This window comes from Acidovorax sp. FHTAMBA (genome assembly GCF_038958875.1).
GTDB lineage: Bacteria > Pseudomonadota > Gammaproteobacteria > Burkholderiales > Burkholderiaceae_C > Acidovorax.
The window spans coordinates 760,630-775,875 of record NZ_CP152407.1; the positions used below are offsets into that span (position 1 = coordinate 760,630).

14 protein-coding genes are annotated in these 15,246 nt (G+C 66.6%); 11 read left to right on the forward strand and 3 right to left on the reverse strand.

Features of this window, described 5'->3' with window-relative positions; genetic code table 11:
- The first annotated feature begins 10 nt into the window (after positions 1-10).
- The 10 genes from narJ (at position 11) to AAFF19_RS03585 (ending at position 11,177) form a co-directional block, all read left to right on the forward strand.
- Positions 11-712: a nitrate reductase molybdenum cofactor assembly chaperone gene (narJ, locus tag AAFF19_RS03540; protein ID WP_342721330.1), complete on the forward strand. Its 702-nt coding sequence runs from the start codon at positions 11-13 to the stop codon at positions 710-712.
- Positions 709-1,440: a respiratory nitrate reductase subunit gamma gene (gene narI / locus AAFF19_RS03545; RefSeq protein ID WP_342721331.1), complete on the forward strand. Its 732-nt coding sequence runs from the start codon at positions 709-711 to the stop codon at positions 1,438-1,440. The genes narJ and narI overlap by 4 nt, the downstream gene beginning before the upstream one ends.
- A 163-nt stretch (positions 1,441-1,603) precedes the next feature.
- A complete protein-coding gene (locus AAFF19_RS03550; protein ID WP_342721825.1) occupies positions 1,604-2,410 on the forward strand; it encodes a peptidylprolyl isomerase in 807 nt (268 codons plus the stop codon).
- Positions 2,411-2,433: 23 nt separating this feature from the next.
- Positions 2,434-3,114, forward strand: a complete 681-nt coding sequence (locus AAFF19_RS03555; RefSeq protein ID WP_008903131.1) for a carbonic anhydrase — start codon at positions 2,434-2,436, stop codon at positions 3,112-3,114.
- Between the two features lie 96 nt (positions 3,115-3,210).
- Positions 3,211-6,798 carry an LAGLIDADG family homing endonuclease gene (locus AAFF19_RS03560; RefSeq protein WP_342721332.1) on the forward strand — a complete coding sequence of 1,196 codons (3,588 nt, stop codon included), beginning with the start codon at positions 3,211-3,213 and terminating at the stop codon, positions 6,796-6,798.
- Positions 6,795-8,129: an NnrS family protein gene (locus AAFF19_RS03565; RefSeq protein ID WP_342721333.1), complete on the forward strand. Its 1,335-nt coding sequence runs from the start codon at positions 6,795-6,797 to the stop codon at positions 8,127-8,129. The genes AAFF19_RS03560 and AAFF19_RS03565 overlap by 4 nt, the downstream gene beginning before the upstream one ends.
- Before the next feature lie 19 nt (positions 8,130-8,148).
- Positions 8,149-8,826 carry a nitroreductase gene (locus tag AAFF19_RS03570; RefSeq protein WP_342721334.1) on the forward strand — a complete coding sequence of 226 codons (678 nt, stop codon included), beginning with the start codon at positions 8,149-8,151 and terminating at the stop codon, positions 8,824-8,826.
- A gap of 51 nt (positions 8,827-8,877) precedes the next feature.
- Positions 8,878-9,291: a ribonucleotide reductase subunit alpha gene (locus AAFF19_RS03575; RefSeq protein ID WP_342721335.1), complete on the forward strand. Its 414-nt coding sequence runs from the start codon at positions 8,878-8,880 to the stop codon at positions 9,289-9,291.
- A gap of 122 nt (positions 9,292-9,413) precedes the next feature.
- Complete coding sequence (locus tag AAFF19_RS03580; protein ID WP_342721826.1) at positions 9,414-9,905, forward strand: hemerythrin domain-containing protein; 492 nt, start codon at positions 9,414-9,416, stop codon at positions 9,903-9,905.
- Between the two features lie 186 nt (positions 9,906-10,091).
- Positions 10,092-11,177, forward strand: a complete 1,086-nt coding sequence (locus AAFF19_RS03585) for an AbrB family transcriptional regulator (RefSeq protein WP_342721336.1) — start codon at positions 10,092-10,094, stop codon at positions 11,175-11,177.
- 160 nt (positions 11,178-11,337) lie between these two features.
- Here AAFF19_RS03585 and AAFF19_RS03590 read toward each other — a convergent pair whose 3' ends face one another.
- From AAFF19_RS03590 to AAFF19_RS03600, 3 genes are all read right to left on the reverse strand, one after another.
- Positions 11,338-11,637 carry a DUF3567 domain-containing protein gene (locus AAFF19_RS03590; RefSeq protein ID WP_008903124.1) on the reverse strand — a complete coding sequence of 100 codons (300 nt, stop codon included), beginning with the start codon at positions 11,635-11,637 and terminating at the stop codon, positions 11,338-11,340.
- Between the two features lie 465 nt (positions 11,638-12,102).
- The gene (locus AAFF19_RS03595) at positions 12,103-13,284 is read right to left on the reverse strand and encodes a DUF3108 domain-containing protein (RefSeq protein ID WP_182119665.1); all 1,182 of its coding nucleotides are present in this window, start codon (positions 13,282-13,284) and stop codon (positions 12,103-12,105) included.
- Between the two features lie 23 nt (positions 13,285-13,307).
- Complete coding sequence (locus AAFF19_RS03600) at positions 13,308-14,090, reverse strand: IclR family transcriptional regulator (RefSeq protein WP_182119666.1); 783 nt, start codon at positions 14,088-14,090, stop codon at positions 13,308-13,310.
- A gap of 112 nt (positions 14,091-14,202) precedes the next feature.
- On the opposite strand from AAFF19_RS03600, the gene AAFF19_RS03605 reads away from it, so the two are divergent.
- Positions 14,203-15,210, forward strand: a complete 1,008-nt coding sequence (locus AAFF19_RS03605; protein WP_342721337.1) for a fumarylacetoacetate hydrolase family protein — start codon at positions 14,203-14,205, stop codon at positions 15,208-15,210.
- Positions 15,211-15,246: the final 36 nt, after the last annotated feature.

Below are 15,246 nucleotides of genomic sequence, written 5' to 3' on the forward strand. Positions count from 1 at the left end.
AGGAATCACCATGTTCAAGAAGAACCCGACCTCCGTGCGCCTGACCCTGCGCGCCCTGGGCTACCTGCTGAGTTACCCCGACGCGCAGCTGCGCACCGTGATGCCGCAGCTCATCGACGCCTTGCAGACCGAACAGGCCCTCTCGGCAGACCGGATGGACGAGCTGAAGGCAGTGTGCGAGCACCTGGCCGCACTCGACCCGCTGGAAGCCGAAGCCCGCTATGTGGACAACTTCGACCGCGGCCGCCAGACCTCGCTGCACCTGTTCGAGCATGTGCACGGCGACTCGCGCGACCGGGGCCCGGCGCTCATTGACCTGATGCAGACCTATGAAAAAGCCGGTCTGCAGTTCGAGGCCGAAGAGCTGCCCGACCACCTGCCCGTGGTGCTGGAGTTCGCATCCACCCAGCCGCCCGAGGTGGCCAGGGAGTTTCTGGGCGAAATGGCCCACATCCTGAACGCCTTGTTCAGCGCATTGGTCGCGCGCAATAGCCCCTATGCCAGCGTGATCGCTGCGGTGCTCGAAGTTGCCGGGCAGCGTGTGCAGTCGGTGGCGCTCACCCCCGAGCCGCCCATGGACGAGGTCTGGGCCGAGCCCGAAGCGTTTGGTGGTTGCAGCACGCAGGGCCAGTCCAGGCCCGACCAGCCGCAACCGGTGCATTTTGTTCGTAACGCCCGCACCGAGCGGGCTCCAGAAGGAGTCTCAGCATGACCGCCTGGCTTGATACCCTGTTGTTTGGCATTTATCCCTATATCTGCCTGGCCGTCTTTTTCATTGGCAGCTGGGTGCGGTTTGACCGCGACCAGTACACATGGAAGAGCGATTCGTCGCAGCTGCTGCGCACCGGCAGCCTGCGCTGGGGCAGCAACCTGTTCCACATCGGCGTGCTGTACCTGTTCTTCGGGCATACCTTTGGCATGCTCACGCCACACTTCGTGTACGAGGCCTTCATCAGCGCTGGCACCAAGCAGATCATTGCCATGGTGACGGGCGGTATCGCGGGTGTGCTGGCCTTAATCGGCCTGTCCATCCTGCTGCACCGCCGCCTGTCGGACCCGCGCATCCGCGCCACCTCCAAGACCAGCGACATCCTGATCCTGGTGTTGTTGTGGTTGCAACTGGCGCTGGGCCTGGCCACCATTCCACTGTCTGCCCAGCATCTGGACGGTTCCATGATGATGAAACTGGCCGAGTGGGCCCAGCGCGTGGTGACCTTCCGCAGCGGTGGTGTGGAGTTGCTTGCAGAAGCCGGCTGGATCTTCAAGGCCCATATGTTCCTGGGCATGACGATCTTCCTGGTCTTCCCGTTCACACGACTCGTGCATGTGTGGAGCGGCTTCGGCACCCTGGCATACCTGCTGCGCCCTTACCAGGTGGTGCGTGCGCGCCGAATGAACCTTCCGGCCGGCCACATGCAGTCGCAGGACCGCCGCGCCTGAACCCCATCATTGCAAGGAGTACCCCATGAGCGGATGTGGAACCGGGAGCTGCGGATGCAGCTCCACAGACAGCAGTGCGTCGGCAGCCCCGGCCAGCACGTTGACCCCCACGCAGACAGCGGCCTATGAGGCACTGGCGGCAACGATGGGCCAGGCACCCTCGATGGCTGCACGGCAGTTCGATGCCGTGAGCCCCGGCGGTGCTGTGGCAGGGATAGCGCGCATCAACGGCATCGCCCTCAATGCAGCCAACGAGCTGCTCGATGAAGAAACCCTGCGCCAGCGGGCCTGCACCGAGCTGCTGCGCCAGGCCGCCCAGCAGGCGGGTTTGCTTTCTGCGGATGATGTTCCGGGTGTTCAAGGGGCAATCAGCGCCGAGGCGTCCCATGCCATCGAGCAGCTGCTGGACCGCGAACTGCAGGTTCCGGAGCCGTCGGAAGAGGCTTGTCGCCGATACCACGATGCTCACCCTGCAGCGCATGCGCAGGGCGAGCGTGTTCAGTTGCGCCATGTGCTTTTTGCCGTGACGCCGGGTGTGGATGTGAAACAACTGCGCCTGCGCGCCGAGGCCATGCTGATCGAGCTGCGCTGTGCGGACGATGGAGGGGCAAAGTTCTCCGAGGCGGCGGCGCAGTGGTCCAACTGCCCGAGTGGCCAGCAGGGCGGAGACCTGGGCTGGCTCACCCGTGGGGACTGCGCGCCCGAGTTTGCCCGCGAAGTGTTTGGCAGTGCCGAGATCGGCGTGCTGGCACGTCTGGTGCACAGCCGTTTTGGCTTGCATGTGGTGGAGGTGGTAGCGCGCGACCCGGGGCAGCAGCCCGCGTTCGAGGAAGTGCGCCAGGCTATCGCACTCACGCTGCGCCAGCAGACGTGGGTGAATGCCTTGCGCCAGTACCTGCAGCTGCTGGCGGGCGCTGCCGTGGTGGAAGGCGTTGCACTGGATGCGGCCGATTCGCCCCTGGTGCAGTAACTGCACTGCCGACTGACCGCACCATGCCCGACGAATTGCTTGACCGATTGCGCCGCTTTCACGACGACGCGTTTCCCCAGTACCGCGAGCAGTTCAAGACGCTGGTGGATGAGGGGCAGCATCCCACCACCCTGTTTATCGGCTGCTCCGACTCGCGCCTGGTGCCCTACCTGCTGACTGGCGCGGGCCCGGGTGAGCTGTTTCTGGTGCGCAACGTGGGGGCCTTTGTGCCGCCTTACGACGGCTCACACGGCCACCACGGCACCACGGCGGCCATCGAGTTCGCGGTGCTCAACCTGCACGTCAGCCGCATCGTCGTGTGCGGCCACAGTCACTGTGGGGCTATCAAGGCGATGTATGGTGAGGTTTCGCCCGAGGCGCCCAACCTGGACCGATGGCTGGACCTGGGGCGCGAAGCCCTGCTGCCCATGCAGGTGGGGCCCGAGGTGCTGCGGCGCACCGAGCAGCGCGCCGTGGTGCTGCAGCTGGAGCGCCTGATGGAGTACCCCATGGTGCGCAGCCGGGTGCAGTCGGGTCAGATCAGCCTGCACGGCTGGCACTATGTGATCGAAGAAGGAGAAGTGCATGTGTTTGATGTCAAGACGGGCGGCTTCGTGCCGGCCTCGCGGGCTGACAACAGCGGCACCGGTCCTTACCACCCGTATGTGGAGCACGACGGGCAGGTACTTCTGGACGAGCTTTGACCTTGCCGGGTATTTTTCGCGGTAGTCCGTGGTGAATACGCCCTGCTTGATGGAACGCAAGACCCCACCGGCGTGAAACCCAAATCATCGGCCCCCATGAAACGCGAACCCCAGCCCCCCCTCAAACCTACCGCCCCCCTGCAGCCCATCAGCCTGGATGTTCTGCGGGAGAAATACCTCAAACCCGGCGAAACCACGGCCGACGAGCTGTACCAGCGCGTGGCGCGGGCCCTGGCCTCGGTCGAAAAGCCGGAGCTGCGAGAAAAATACGAGGTCCTGTTCCTTGCCAACCTCAAGGCCGGCGCCATCGGTGCGGGCCGCATCATGAGCGCAGCGGGCACCGATATCCAGGCCACGCTCATCAACTGCTTCGTGCAGCCCGTGGGCGACTGCATCCAGGGCGTGGACGATGAGGGCTTTCCGGGCATCTACGAAGCCCTGCGCGAGGCGGCCGAGACCATGCGTCGTGGCGGTGGCGTGGGCTACGACTTCTCCCGCATCCGTCCCAAGGGCGCGCAGGTGAAGGCCACAGCCTCCATGGCCTCGGGGCCGTGCAGCTACATGAACGTGTTCGACCAGTCCTGCTCAACCGTGGAAAGCGCGGGCGCACGCCGGGGCGCGCAGATGGGCGTGCTGCGCATCGACCATCCCGATGTGCACGAGTTCATCACTGCCAAGCGCACGCCCGGCCGCTGGAACAACTTCAACGTGTCGGTGGGTGTGTCGGACGAGTTCATCCAGGCCGTTCAGAACAACGCACCGTGGGAGCTGGTGCACAAGGCCCGCCCCGGCGCCACCCTGCTGGCCCAGGGAGCCCGCCAGCGCGCCGATGGCCTGTGGGTGTATGCCACCGTGCCCGCGCGCGAGTTGTGGGACACGATCATGAAGTCGGCCTACGATTTTGCCGAGCCGGGCATCCTGTTTTTGGGGCGCATCAACGAAGACAACAACCTGCATTACTGCGAAGACATTGCGGCGACCAACCCCTGCGTCACTGCCGACACCTGGGTGATGACCTCCGAGGGCCCGGCGCAAGTGGCCGACCTGGTGGGCAAGCCGTTTGCTGCCGTGGTGGACGGGCGTGCCTACCGCGTGGAAAGCCAGGGGTTCTTCAAAACGGGCACCAAGCCTGTGCTGGAGCTGCAAACCCGCGATGGGCACTCGCTGCGCCTGACGGCAGACCACCGTGTGCGCCGCGTGGCGCGCAAAACCCGTTATTGCCTTGAGGTGGAATGGACGCCAGCAGCTCAACTACAGCCTGGCGATGAGGTGCTGCTTCACGACCACCGGGCTTTTGCGGGCTGGGGCGGTGCGGGAACGCAGGAGGAGGGCTACCTGCTCGGCCTGTTGATTGGCGACGGAACGCTCAAGGCAGACAAGGCCGTGATTTCGGTGTGGGCCCCTGAACTCAAAGCCGTGGGGCAGGGCACCATGGCTTTCGCCGCCACCGGGGCGGACGGCATCATGCGGGCCGCCACCGCGGCGGCGGCCACGTTGCCGCACCGTGCGGATTTCAAAGGGTTTCAGCGCCCTGTGGCGGGGCGTGGCGAGGTTCGCCTGGCCAGTGCGGCGCTGTGGAAGCTCGCACATGAGATGGGCATGGCGCCAGGTCACAAGATCATCACGGCCACCATGGAGAAGCAATCTTCTGCCTTTGCGCAGGGGCTGCTGTCGGGGTTGTTCGACGCCGACGGCTCGGTGCAGGGTACGCAGGACAAAGGGGTGAGTGTGCGTTTGTCGCAGAGCGACGATGCGCTGTTGCAAACCGTGCAACGCATGCTTGTGCGCATGGGGATTGTGTCCACGCTATACCGGAACCGCCGCATTGCGGGAACGCGCGACTTGCCCAATGGCAAAGGCAGCATGCAGTCCTACCTCACCCGGGCGCAGCATGAGCTGGTCATCAGTGGTGACAACCTTGAGTTGTTTGCCGAGCGTGTCGGCTTTTGCGACACGGAGAAATCAGCGCGCCTGCAGGAAGGGCTGGCGCAATACCAGCGTGCGCTCAATCGCGAACGCTTTACCGCTACTGTGCAGGCGCTGGTCGATGCGGGAATGGAGGATGTGTACGACGTCACCGTGGCTGATGTGCATGCCTTCGATGCCAATGGCCTGGTGGTCCACAACTGTGGCGAGCAGCCACTCCCGTCGTATGGCTGCTGTGACCTGGGGCCCATCATCCTCACCCGCTTTGTGCGCCACCCCTTCGGTTTTGGGGGTGTGGCCGCGTTTGACTTTGACGCATTCACCCAGGCCGTGGCGCTGCAGGTGCGCGCGCTCGACAACGTGCTCGATGTGACCTACTGGCCCTTGCCGCAGCAGCGCGACGAGGCCATGGCCAAGCGGCGCATTGGCGTGGGTTTTACCGGCATGGGCAACACGCTGGCCATGCTGTGCCTGCGCTACGACCTGCCCGAGGGCCGCACGATGGCGGCACGCATTGCCGAGTGCATGCGCGATGCGGCCTATGCCGCATCGGTGGACCTGGCGCGCGAGAAAGGCGTGTTCCCGAAGTTCGACGCCAGGGGCTATCTGGCCGAAGGCACCTTCGCCAGCCGCCTGCCGGAGTCGCTCAAGGCGGCCATCCACCAGCACGGCATCCGCAACAGCCACCTGCTGTCCATCGCGCCCACGGGCACGGTGAGCCTGGCCTTTGCCGACAACGCCTCCAACGGCATCGAACCACCGTTTTCGTGGATGTACAAGCGCAAAAAGCGCGAGTCCGACGGCAGCACCTCCGAATACGCGGTGGAAGACCACGCCTGGCGCCTGTACCGCGAGCTGGGCGGCGATGTCAATGTGTTGCCGGACTATTTCGTCTCGGCCCTCGCCATGCCCGCCGAAGGCCACATCGCCATGATGGAGGCCGTGCAGCCCTTTGTGGACACCGCCATTTCCAAAACCGTCAACATTCCCGCCGACTATCCGTACGAAGGGTTCAAGGACCTGTATCTGCAGGCCTGGCGCGCCAAGCTCAAGGGCCTGGCCACCTACCGGCCCAACAGCATTCTGGGTTCGGTACTCGAAACGCATGCAGAAGCTGCACCAGCGCCTGCTGCCGTGGCAGCGCCCGCGCCCGCCGCGCCGCCTGTGGACCCCATGCGCACCGTGATCGAAAGCCGCCCACAAGGGGGCCTCTCGGCGGTGGCAGAGAAGCTTGAATACTGGACGCAGGAAGGCCACAAGACCCTGTACCTCATCGTGTCCTTCCTGCCCGTGCCCACCGGCGTGGGCAACGGTACGGTGGACCGCGCCATCGAGTTCTTCATGCCCGTGGGCCAGAGCGGCGAGTCGCAGCAGTGGATCACGTCCAGCATGCGCATGCTGTCTCTGGCGGCACGGGGCGGCTTTCTGGAGCGGGCGCTGTCGGACATGCGCAAGGTCGCCTGGGACCGCGGCCCGGTGCGTCTGGGCACACACCGCAAGGACGACGGCACGCTGGTGCCCATGTGGCACGACTCCGAAGTGGCGGCCATGGCCTTCGCCATCCAGAATATTCTGGCGCGCCGTGTGTCCGACCCGGTGCAGCAGCAACTGCCGCTGGATGAACCCGCACCCTCACCCCTGGCGGTGCCGCAGGCCATGGCGGGCAAAAAATGCACCGAGTGCGGAGCCCATGCCGTGATACGCAAGGACGGGTGTGACTACTGCACCCAGTGCGGCCATCTGGGAAGCTGTGGGTGACCCAGGCACGGCCCTCCATCCCTATCCGCACGGCTTCGGGCAAACCCTCCGCGCAGGCGCTTGCGCAGATGGACAAACGCTGGCGCTGGCGTTATGTGATGCTGGCGCCCCACCGGCTGGGCTTCTTGCTGGCGATGGTGGTGCTGGTGGCTTCCGGCGTGTGGTGGGCGCTGGTGCAGCTCGATCGCTCTACAGCATGGCTGGGGATGTCGGCCGCGGTGTCGCCCACGCTGGCGCACTCCGCGGTGATGGCGTTTGGTTTTATTCCGCTGTTCTTTTCAGGCTTTCTGTTCACCGCAGGCCCCAAGTGGCTGGGCGTGCAGCCCTTGCCGGTACAGACGCTGCAATACCCGCTGTTGGCGCAGGCGCTGGGCTGGCTGCTGTGGCTCGCAGGCGCGTACCTGCAGGCGTGGGTGGCTTATGGCGGGCTCGCGCTGGCGTGCGCGGGGCTGTTGTGGATGAGCGCGCGGTTCTGGGGCCTTGTGCGGTTGAGCCGGGCGCAAGACCAGCTGCACGCGCGTGTGATTGCCTGTGCGTGTGCGCTGGGGTCCGTCAGCCTGGCGGGTTTGTGGCTGAGCCTGGTCGGCGGGCAGGGGGCGCTGGCGCGCGTCTGGGTGTTCACGGGGCTCTGGGGGTTTGTGGTCGTGGTGTATGTGACGGTGGCGCACCGCATGATCCCGTTCTTCACGTCCAGCGCCATGCCCATGGTGCAGTCCTGGCGGCCGTTCTGGGTGCTGTGGCTCATGCTGGCGGCAGCGTTGATGCAGGTGCTGGCCGCGTGGCTGGAGTGGGCGGGAGTTTCCGCCAGCCGGGCGGGGCCTGTCTGGGGGCTGTTGCATGGCACGCTGCAACTGGCGGTGGGGGGTATCCTGATCTGGCTTGCCGTGGTGTGGGGGCTGGTGCAAAGCCTCAAGAACAAGTTGCTGGCCATGCTGCACATCGGATTTCTGTGGCTGGGGGTTGCTTTTCTGCTCGGGGGCGCGGCGCAGTGGCTGGCCTGGGGGCTGGGCCTGGGCGGTCTGGCGCTGGGGGCGCTGCATGGGCTCACCATGGGGTGCCTGGCCTCGCTGATGCTGGCCATGGTCACGCGGGTCTCCTGCGGCCACAGCGGCCGCGCGTTGGTGGCCGACCGCATTGCGTGGTCGCTGTTCTGGCTGCTGCAGGTGTGCACCGTGCTGCGGATTGCCGCTACGGTGCCCGGTGTTCCCGGCGCTGTCACGCTCTGGCTCCTGCCGTTGGCTGCGGTGCTGTGGGCTGGCACCATGGGGGTCTGGGGTACACGCCTTGGCCGGTGGTATGGCTGCCTGCGGGCCGATGGTCGCCCGGGCTAAGACTTTTCCAGGAGCTGAAATGGCTGTCATTCCCTGGCCTCTGAGCCCCGCTGCAAAAACACTGCCCCCGGCTGCACGCCCGCCGGTGGCTGACGATGTGGCGGGCATGGCGGCAGCGTTGATCCAGTCGCGCCAGACCATCTTGCCCAAGCGCCTGGGCGCCCCGGGCCCGGGCACCACCGAGCTGGCCCAGATTCTGGGGGCGGCGGCCCATGCGCCCGACCACGGCCAGATCCTGCCCTGGCGTTTCATCGTGGTTCCGCAAGCCTCGCGCCCGCCGCTGGCCGAGGTGTTTGCCCAGGCGTTGCTGGAGCGCGACCCTGGCGCTACGACCGTGCAGGCCGAGCAGGCGCGCGAAAAGGCCTACCGCGCTCCGGTGTTGCTGCTCGCCGTGGTCGATGCCGCGCGTGGCGATGCCGACATCGACCTGGCAGAGCGCACGGTTTCCGCGGGTTGCGCCGTGCAGAACATGCTGCTCATGGCCACGGCCCAGGGCTATGGTTCGGCATTGACCAGCGGCAAGGCGCTCAAGTCGGCCAGCCTGCGTGCGCTGTTCCGGCTCGCCCCGTCAGAGCATGCGCTGTGCTTCATCAGCATCGGCACCGTACATTCACGCAAGGCTGCGCGCGCGCGGCCGCCCGCTGAGGCCTATGTCAGCACGCTGGATGCCCAGCACGGCGTAGTGCCTGGTTTCTGATTTCCTTTTTTTTCCTGCTTTCCTCCTATTCCCCGACTGCGAGACTTGTTCATGGATATTTCCAGCTTTGACGATTTGCTCCAGGCCGCACGCATGCAGCCAGAACCCCAGCGCCTTCTGTTTGTTTTTGCAGCGGTGGAACTGCCCGACGACGCCACCCCTGCGCAGCGCGCACGCTTTGAAGCCGGGCAGGGCGGGGCGCTGGTGCCGCTGATGTGCGTGGACAAGACGCCGCAGGAGCTGCCATCCTTCGCTGCGCTGGTGGAGGAAGCGCGCCAGTTCACGGCGCCCGGCCACGACTGGGCCATGGTGTTTGCGGCTGCGATGTCGGGCACCCTGAACAAGGCGCCCACCAGCGCCGATGCCGAAGCACCGCTGCAGCGCATGGTGGATTCCATCAAGGCCGGCGCCCATGGCGCCTACATTCCGTTTGACCGCCAGGGCCAACCGGTGCGGTTTGGGTGAATCGGGCCATGGCGTCCATCCCTGCTTCGGTTTCCGTACCCGTGCCCGCGCCTGTGTCTGCATCAGCAAAGCACGTGCCGGGGTTCAGTGCGCCCGCCGTGGGGTTCGAGCAGCCCTTTGCCATGCTGGAAGCCTGCCATGAACGCGTCCAGCGCACGCTGGGCCTGCTGGGCCGGTTGCGCACCCACGTGCGCGAGCACGGTGCCGATGACGACGCCCGGCAGGCCGCGCGCGATGTGCTGCGGTACTTCGACATTGCGGCGCCACTGCACCACCAGGACGAGGAGCTGCATGTGTTTCCGCTGCTTCTGGCCCAGGCACCGCCCGATGTTCGCGCCCTTGTGCAGCAACTGCAGCAAGACCATGTTGCGATGACGACCGACTGGGCGGCGGCCCGTGGGTGCCTGCAGGCCCTTGCCGACGGGGCTGCCTGCGCCTTCAGCGCTGACGACGAGGCCGCCCTCGACCGGTTTGCCGGGCGTTACGGCGCGCACATTGCCGCCGAAGAGGGACTGGCCTACCCCACTGCTGGCGCACTGCTGGCCCCGCAGGCCCTCGCCGCCATGGGGCAGGAGATGGCCGCCCGGCGTGGGGCTGTGTCGGTATCAAAATGATAGCTGTTGGCGCTTTGCTGATAAGCGCTAGAGGCCAATTTGGCTTGAAATTCTCAGCCACTGCCCGGTACCGCTGACCCTGCTGTTCGGCGATGCCCGGCATGCCATCCGGGCAGCACGGCGGGGGCTTCACTGCAGGGCGCGCGCGCCATACTCGGCGGCTTGCCAGCTTCGCCTTGCCTTGCCGTGTTCCGTATTCGCCCGTCCTTTGTCATTCGCACCCTGGCCACCCTGGCGCTGGCCTGGGGTGCCGCAGCACTGTGTGAGGCGCTGCACACGCCTTTGCCCTGGATGATCGGGCCCCTGCTGGCCACGTCGGTCGTGTCGATCGTGGGCGGCCCCACGGAAAGCTGGGGCCCGTTGCGCAACGCGGGGCAGTGGACCATCGGCGCAGCACTCGGCCTGTATTTCACGCCGGAGGTGGTCGTGCTGATTGGCGGCTTGTGGTGGGGCATTGTGCTGGGCATCGTGTGGGCGCTGTTCCTGGGCTGGCTTTTCGGGGCATGGCTGTACCGGGTGCACGCGCCGCGCATGCACGGCGTGCCCGCCCCCATGCTGCGCGCCACCAGCTACTTTGCGGGGGCCATTGGTGCCGCGTCGGAGATGACGCTGCTCTCCGAGCGCGAGAACGCCCGCACCGACCTGGTCGCCGCCAGCCACAGCCTGCGCCTGCTCATCGTCACGGTGACGATTCCGTTTGCGCTGCAGTTCAGTGGACTGCACGGCCTCGATATCCTGCCGCCCACGCTGCGGGTGGTGAACGGGCCCGGGCTGGCGCTGATGGCGGTACTGACCGGTGCCGGGGCGTTGCTGATGGACCGGCTGGGCCGCGCCAACCCCTGGTTCATGGGTGCGATGCTGGTGTCCATGGGCCTCACCATGGCGGGCCTGAGCCTGTCGGCGGTGCCCCAGGGGCTGGTCAATGCGGCCCAGCTCGTGATCGGGGTGAGCCTGGGCGTGCGCTTTCGCAGGGATTTCCTGCGCACCGCGCCCCGCTGGCTGGCCACGGTGGCCGTGGGCACCCTGGCGCTCATGGCGGTGTGCGCACTGTTTGCCGGGGCGCTGGCATGGGCCACCGGGCTGCCCTGGGTGACGTTGCTGCTGGGCACCTCGCCGGGCGGCATCACCGAGATGGCCATCACCGCCAAGGTGCTGCAGCTGGGTGTGCCGGTGGTCACGGCGTTCCAGGTGTGCCGGCTGATTGCGGTGCTGATGCTGGTGGACCCGCTGTACCGGCGGATCTATCCAAGGGACGAAAAAAAGGCACCTTGAAGCGTGTGAGAAGAGGAGCCGCGCGGCAAAACTGGCACGCCCCAACGCCAGGGACCCTGGCAAGGGCCGCCCCGCAGCGAGGGCGTCGTCCCCCTGCCCGCGCAGCGCAGCGTAGCAAGAGCGGGGGAAAGCCGCGAAGCGGCTCAGGGGGGTGTCGCTGTTAATGCACCACGACCGGGTTCTGCGCCAGCCCGGCATAGCGGTCCAGCGCATCTTCCACTTCTTCCTGCGTCGGCGTGTCGCGCTGCCAGGCCAGGATCTGTTCCTGGAACATCTCGGCCCAGGATCCGTCCAGGTAGACCTCCTTGCCGGAGCGCTTGTCCACGATTTCAAAGCCATGGCGCGCAAGCTGGGGAGCGGCGGGTGCGGTGTCGTTGAGCACCGGGGTGCTCTTTTTCTCCACGGCGTCAGGCAGCATATGGACCACCACGAAGGATTCTGAGTCGTAGAGCATGTGCATCGTGTTCCCCTTGTCGATATAGATGTCAGATGACAGCGGGTGGGCAGAGTTCAAGGGCCTTAGAACCTGTTCAAAGTCTTTTTGGAGATTGCATTGGAGTGCAATCGGGATGAGTGGAAGCTTCGGATGCGCCGCATGGGCTCGTGCCCATGCAAGCAGCCGGGGCGTTCAATCGCCCGATTTCACTCCAACCCTTCGGGCAAGTGCCTTGCCGGGCGGTCTGCGGCGTTGCGGCGCTTGCCAATAGCCGGGCTATTGGCGGCTCACCGCGCCTTGCATCCCATCCCGGTAAGGTACTTGTGCAACTCCAAAAAGACTTTGAACAGGTTCTTAGGTAAACCACGGCTTTTGTCCCCTGCTGCGATGCAGTATTTCATGAAAAACGGGGCACGCCGGGTTCGCGGGGCTTTTTTGCCCGGATGGCGTCTGGGCGCAACACCCCGTGCATGGCAAGCGGGCGCGTGGTCAGGGCGGGCTGCTGGAGCGCAGCTGCAAGTCGGCGTAGTCCCCATTGGCCTGGGTCAGCCGGATGCGCACCGGCAGGTAGCCCAGCGCGGGGGCCACCCACAATTCGGCTTTCTGGTCATAGTCCTTGCGGGGCAGGCGCTGCAGCTTGAGGGTGGGTGTGGTGCCCACGGGCAGTTCGAGGGTTTCGGGCCCTTCGATGGTGAAGGTCCAGCGGTCGGCGCTGCGTGCGCTCACGGTGTTGAGCGTGATCCGCGTGCCGGGCACGAAGCGGCCCGGATCGGCGGCGAGCAGGGCGCCCAGCTGGATGAAGACGCTCAGGCGGTCCTGCACGCCCGGCGCGGCCGGGGCCTCTGGCGTGTTGGCACTGAAGGTGACGCGGCCCTTGGTGTAGTCGAAGTGCGCCGCCTGCTCGCTGCGCGCCCGGTCCGAGAACCGCTCCGGCAGCAGCCCCTGCGCGGTGACGGCGCCCGCGCTGCGCTGGGCCCGGGTGCCGACCAGAAACGCGCTGATCTCCTGCCGCGCCTCGTAACGGCTCCCGTCGTGCTGCCACAGCAGCTCGGCGCGCGCGCTGTAGGCAAATTTCTTGGCCTGCCCGTTCACGTCAAACGCCAGCCGGGTGGAGGGGGGCAGCCGCACCGGCGGGGGCGCTGTGCTGGCGGGCGTGCCCGCGCCAGCCCCCGGGGCGGCTATGTCCACCCCTGCGGCGGGTTCTGCGGGTTCGGGCACCGAAGCGGGCGCGCCCGGCGCTGATGCGGCAGGCGCGGGCGCAGTGGCCACCGGCTCTGCCTGGGCCACCGGTGAGACATCACCGTCATGCGTCGCGCGTTCCACAGGGCTGGCGCCTGCAGCATCCGGCTCCGACGGGGATTCGGGCAGAGCGGGCGCTGCAGGGGAGGGCGCCTCGGCGGCGGTTTGCTGCGGCGTGGGGCGTGCGGGTGGCCGGGGGCGCGGGGCGGGCCGCGGCTTGGCAGCAACCGGTGCAGGCGCCACGGCAGCCACAGCGGCAACTGCGGCCACCGGTGCCGCGGGGGGCGGCGGCAGGGCGATGCTGCGGGTGCTGAACACCTTGCCAGCGGTGGGGGCCGGGCTGGTGTCCCACGCCAGCGGGATGCCGCCCAGCACCAGCCAGTGCAGCGCCAGCACCAGCGCGGTGATGGTCAGGAGGGCGCGGCGCGGCATCGGCCTGCGTGCCAGGGGCGTGGTCAGGCGCTGCCCGCGCCCAGGTCGCTGGACAGCCGGGCGGCGGCCGCACGCAGCGGGGCGTCGATGGCGCCGCCCCATTCGGGGTCGAAGGTGGCAATCGAGCCGAGGGTGGTGATCCCCAGCTCCAGGTGCCCGTCTGAATCAAATACCGGCGCGCAAAACGCCACGATGCCAGGCAGCAAGGTATCCACCACCCGCGCGGCCCCCCGTTTGCGCACCTCGTCCAGCAGCGCGTGCACCTCGGCCATGGTGGCGGGCAGGTCGGTGCGGCGCATCTTCACGGCGCGGGCCAGTTCCTCCTTGAGCAGCGGGGCCACCACGTCAGGCGACATGAAAGCCGCAAAACAGCGGCCGGTGGCTGACGACAGCAGCGGCATCACGTCGCCCAGGCGCAGGTTGGCGGTGACGGCCTGGGGCGACTCCTCCCAGTGCACGATGGTGGGGCCATGGTTGCCCCACACGGCCAGCGCCAGCGTGTGGCCGATGCTCTCCATCAGCTCGGGCATGCGCTCGCGCGCAAGGCGCACGGCGTCCAGTCGCGCCAGCGAGGCCAGCCCCAGCTTGAGCGCGGCGGGCCCCAGGTCGTAGCGCGCGGTGCGGGGGTCCTGCGTGACCAGGCCCAGGCGCTGAAAACTCACCAGATACCGGTGCGCCTTGGCCGCGCTCATGCCGGCCGAAGCCGCCAAATCCCTGAGCATCAAGGGCCCGCGCGAGCGCGTCAGCCCTTCCAGCAGGGCAAACCCCACCTCCACCGACTGAATTCCTGCACGTTCTTTGTCCATGTGCACTAAAATTTAAGAGTTTTGTTTAGTTAAATCAATTTACCCAAGCGTAATTAGTGCTGGGTGATGCCCCCAATCCCTCAAATCCCTTGAGACCGAAGGTTCTGCCACCATGAAACTTGCTACCTACAAAGACGGCTCGCGCGACGGCCAGCTGGTTGTCGTCTCCCGCGACCTGGGCACGGCCCATTATGCGACCGGCATTGCCAGCAAGATGCAGCAGGTGCTGGACGACTGGGGCTTCATCTCGCCCCAGCTGCAGGACCTGTATGACCAGCTCAACAGCGGCCGCGCGCGCCACGCGTTCCCCTTCGACCCGGCCCAGTGCATGGCCCCGCTGCCGCGCGCCTACCAGTGGGCCGACGGCTCGGCCTACATCAACCATGTGGAGCTGGTGCGCAAGGCGCGCAACTCCGAGGTGCCCGAAAGCTTCTATACCGACCCGCTGATGTACCAGGGCGGCAGCGATGATTTCATCGGCCCCTGCGACGACGTGGTGGTGCCCAGCGAAGCCATGGGCATCGACTTCGAGGCCGAAATTGCCGTGGTGACCGGCGACGTGAAGATGGGCGCCACGCCAGAGCAGGCGCTGGACGGCATCCGCCTGGTGATGATTGCCAACGACGTGAGCCTGCGCAACCTCATCCCTGCGGAGCTGGCCAAAGGTTTTGGCTTCTTCCAGAGCAAGCCCGCAACCGCCTTCAGCCCAGTGGCCGTCACACTGGACGAGCTGGGCGACGCCTGGGACCACGGCCGCCTGCACCTCACCGTGCAATCCACCTGGAACGGCCGCAAGGTGGGCATGTGCGACGCCGGTCCCGAGATGACCTTCCACTTCGGCCAGCTCATTGCCCACGTCGCCAAGACGCGCAATGTGCGCGCCGGCTCCATCATCGGCAGCGGCACCGTGAGCAACAAGGGCGTGACGGACGCCAACGGCCGCACCGAATGGCCCAAGGGCTACAGCTGCATTGCCGAAAAGCGCTGCATCGAAACCATCCAGGACGGCAAGCCGAGCACCGAGTTCATGAAGTTCGGCGACACCATCCGCATCGAGGTCAAGGGCAAGGACGGCGCCAGCATCTTTGGTGCCATTGACCAAGGCATCGCAGCCCCCTGAGCCGCCTTCGGCGTCATCCCCCTCAGGGGGACGCCA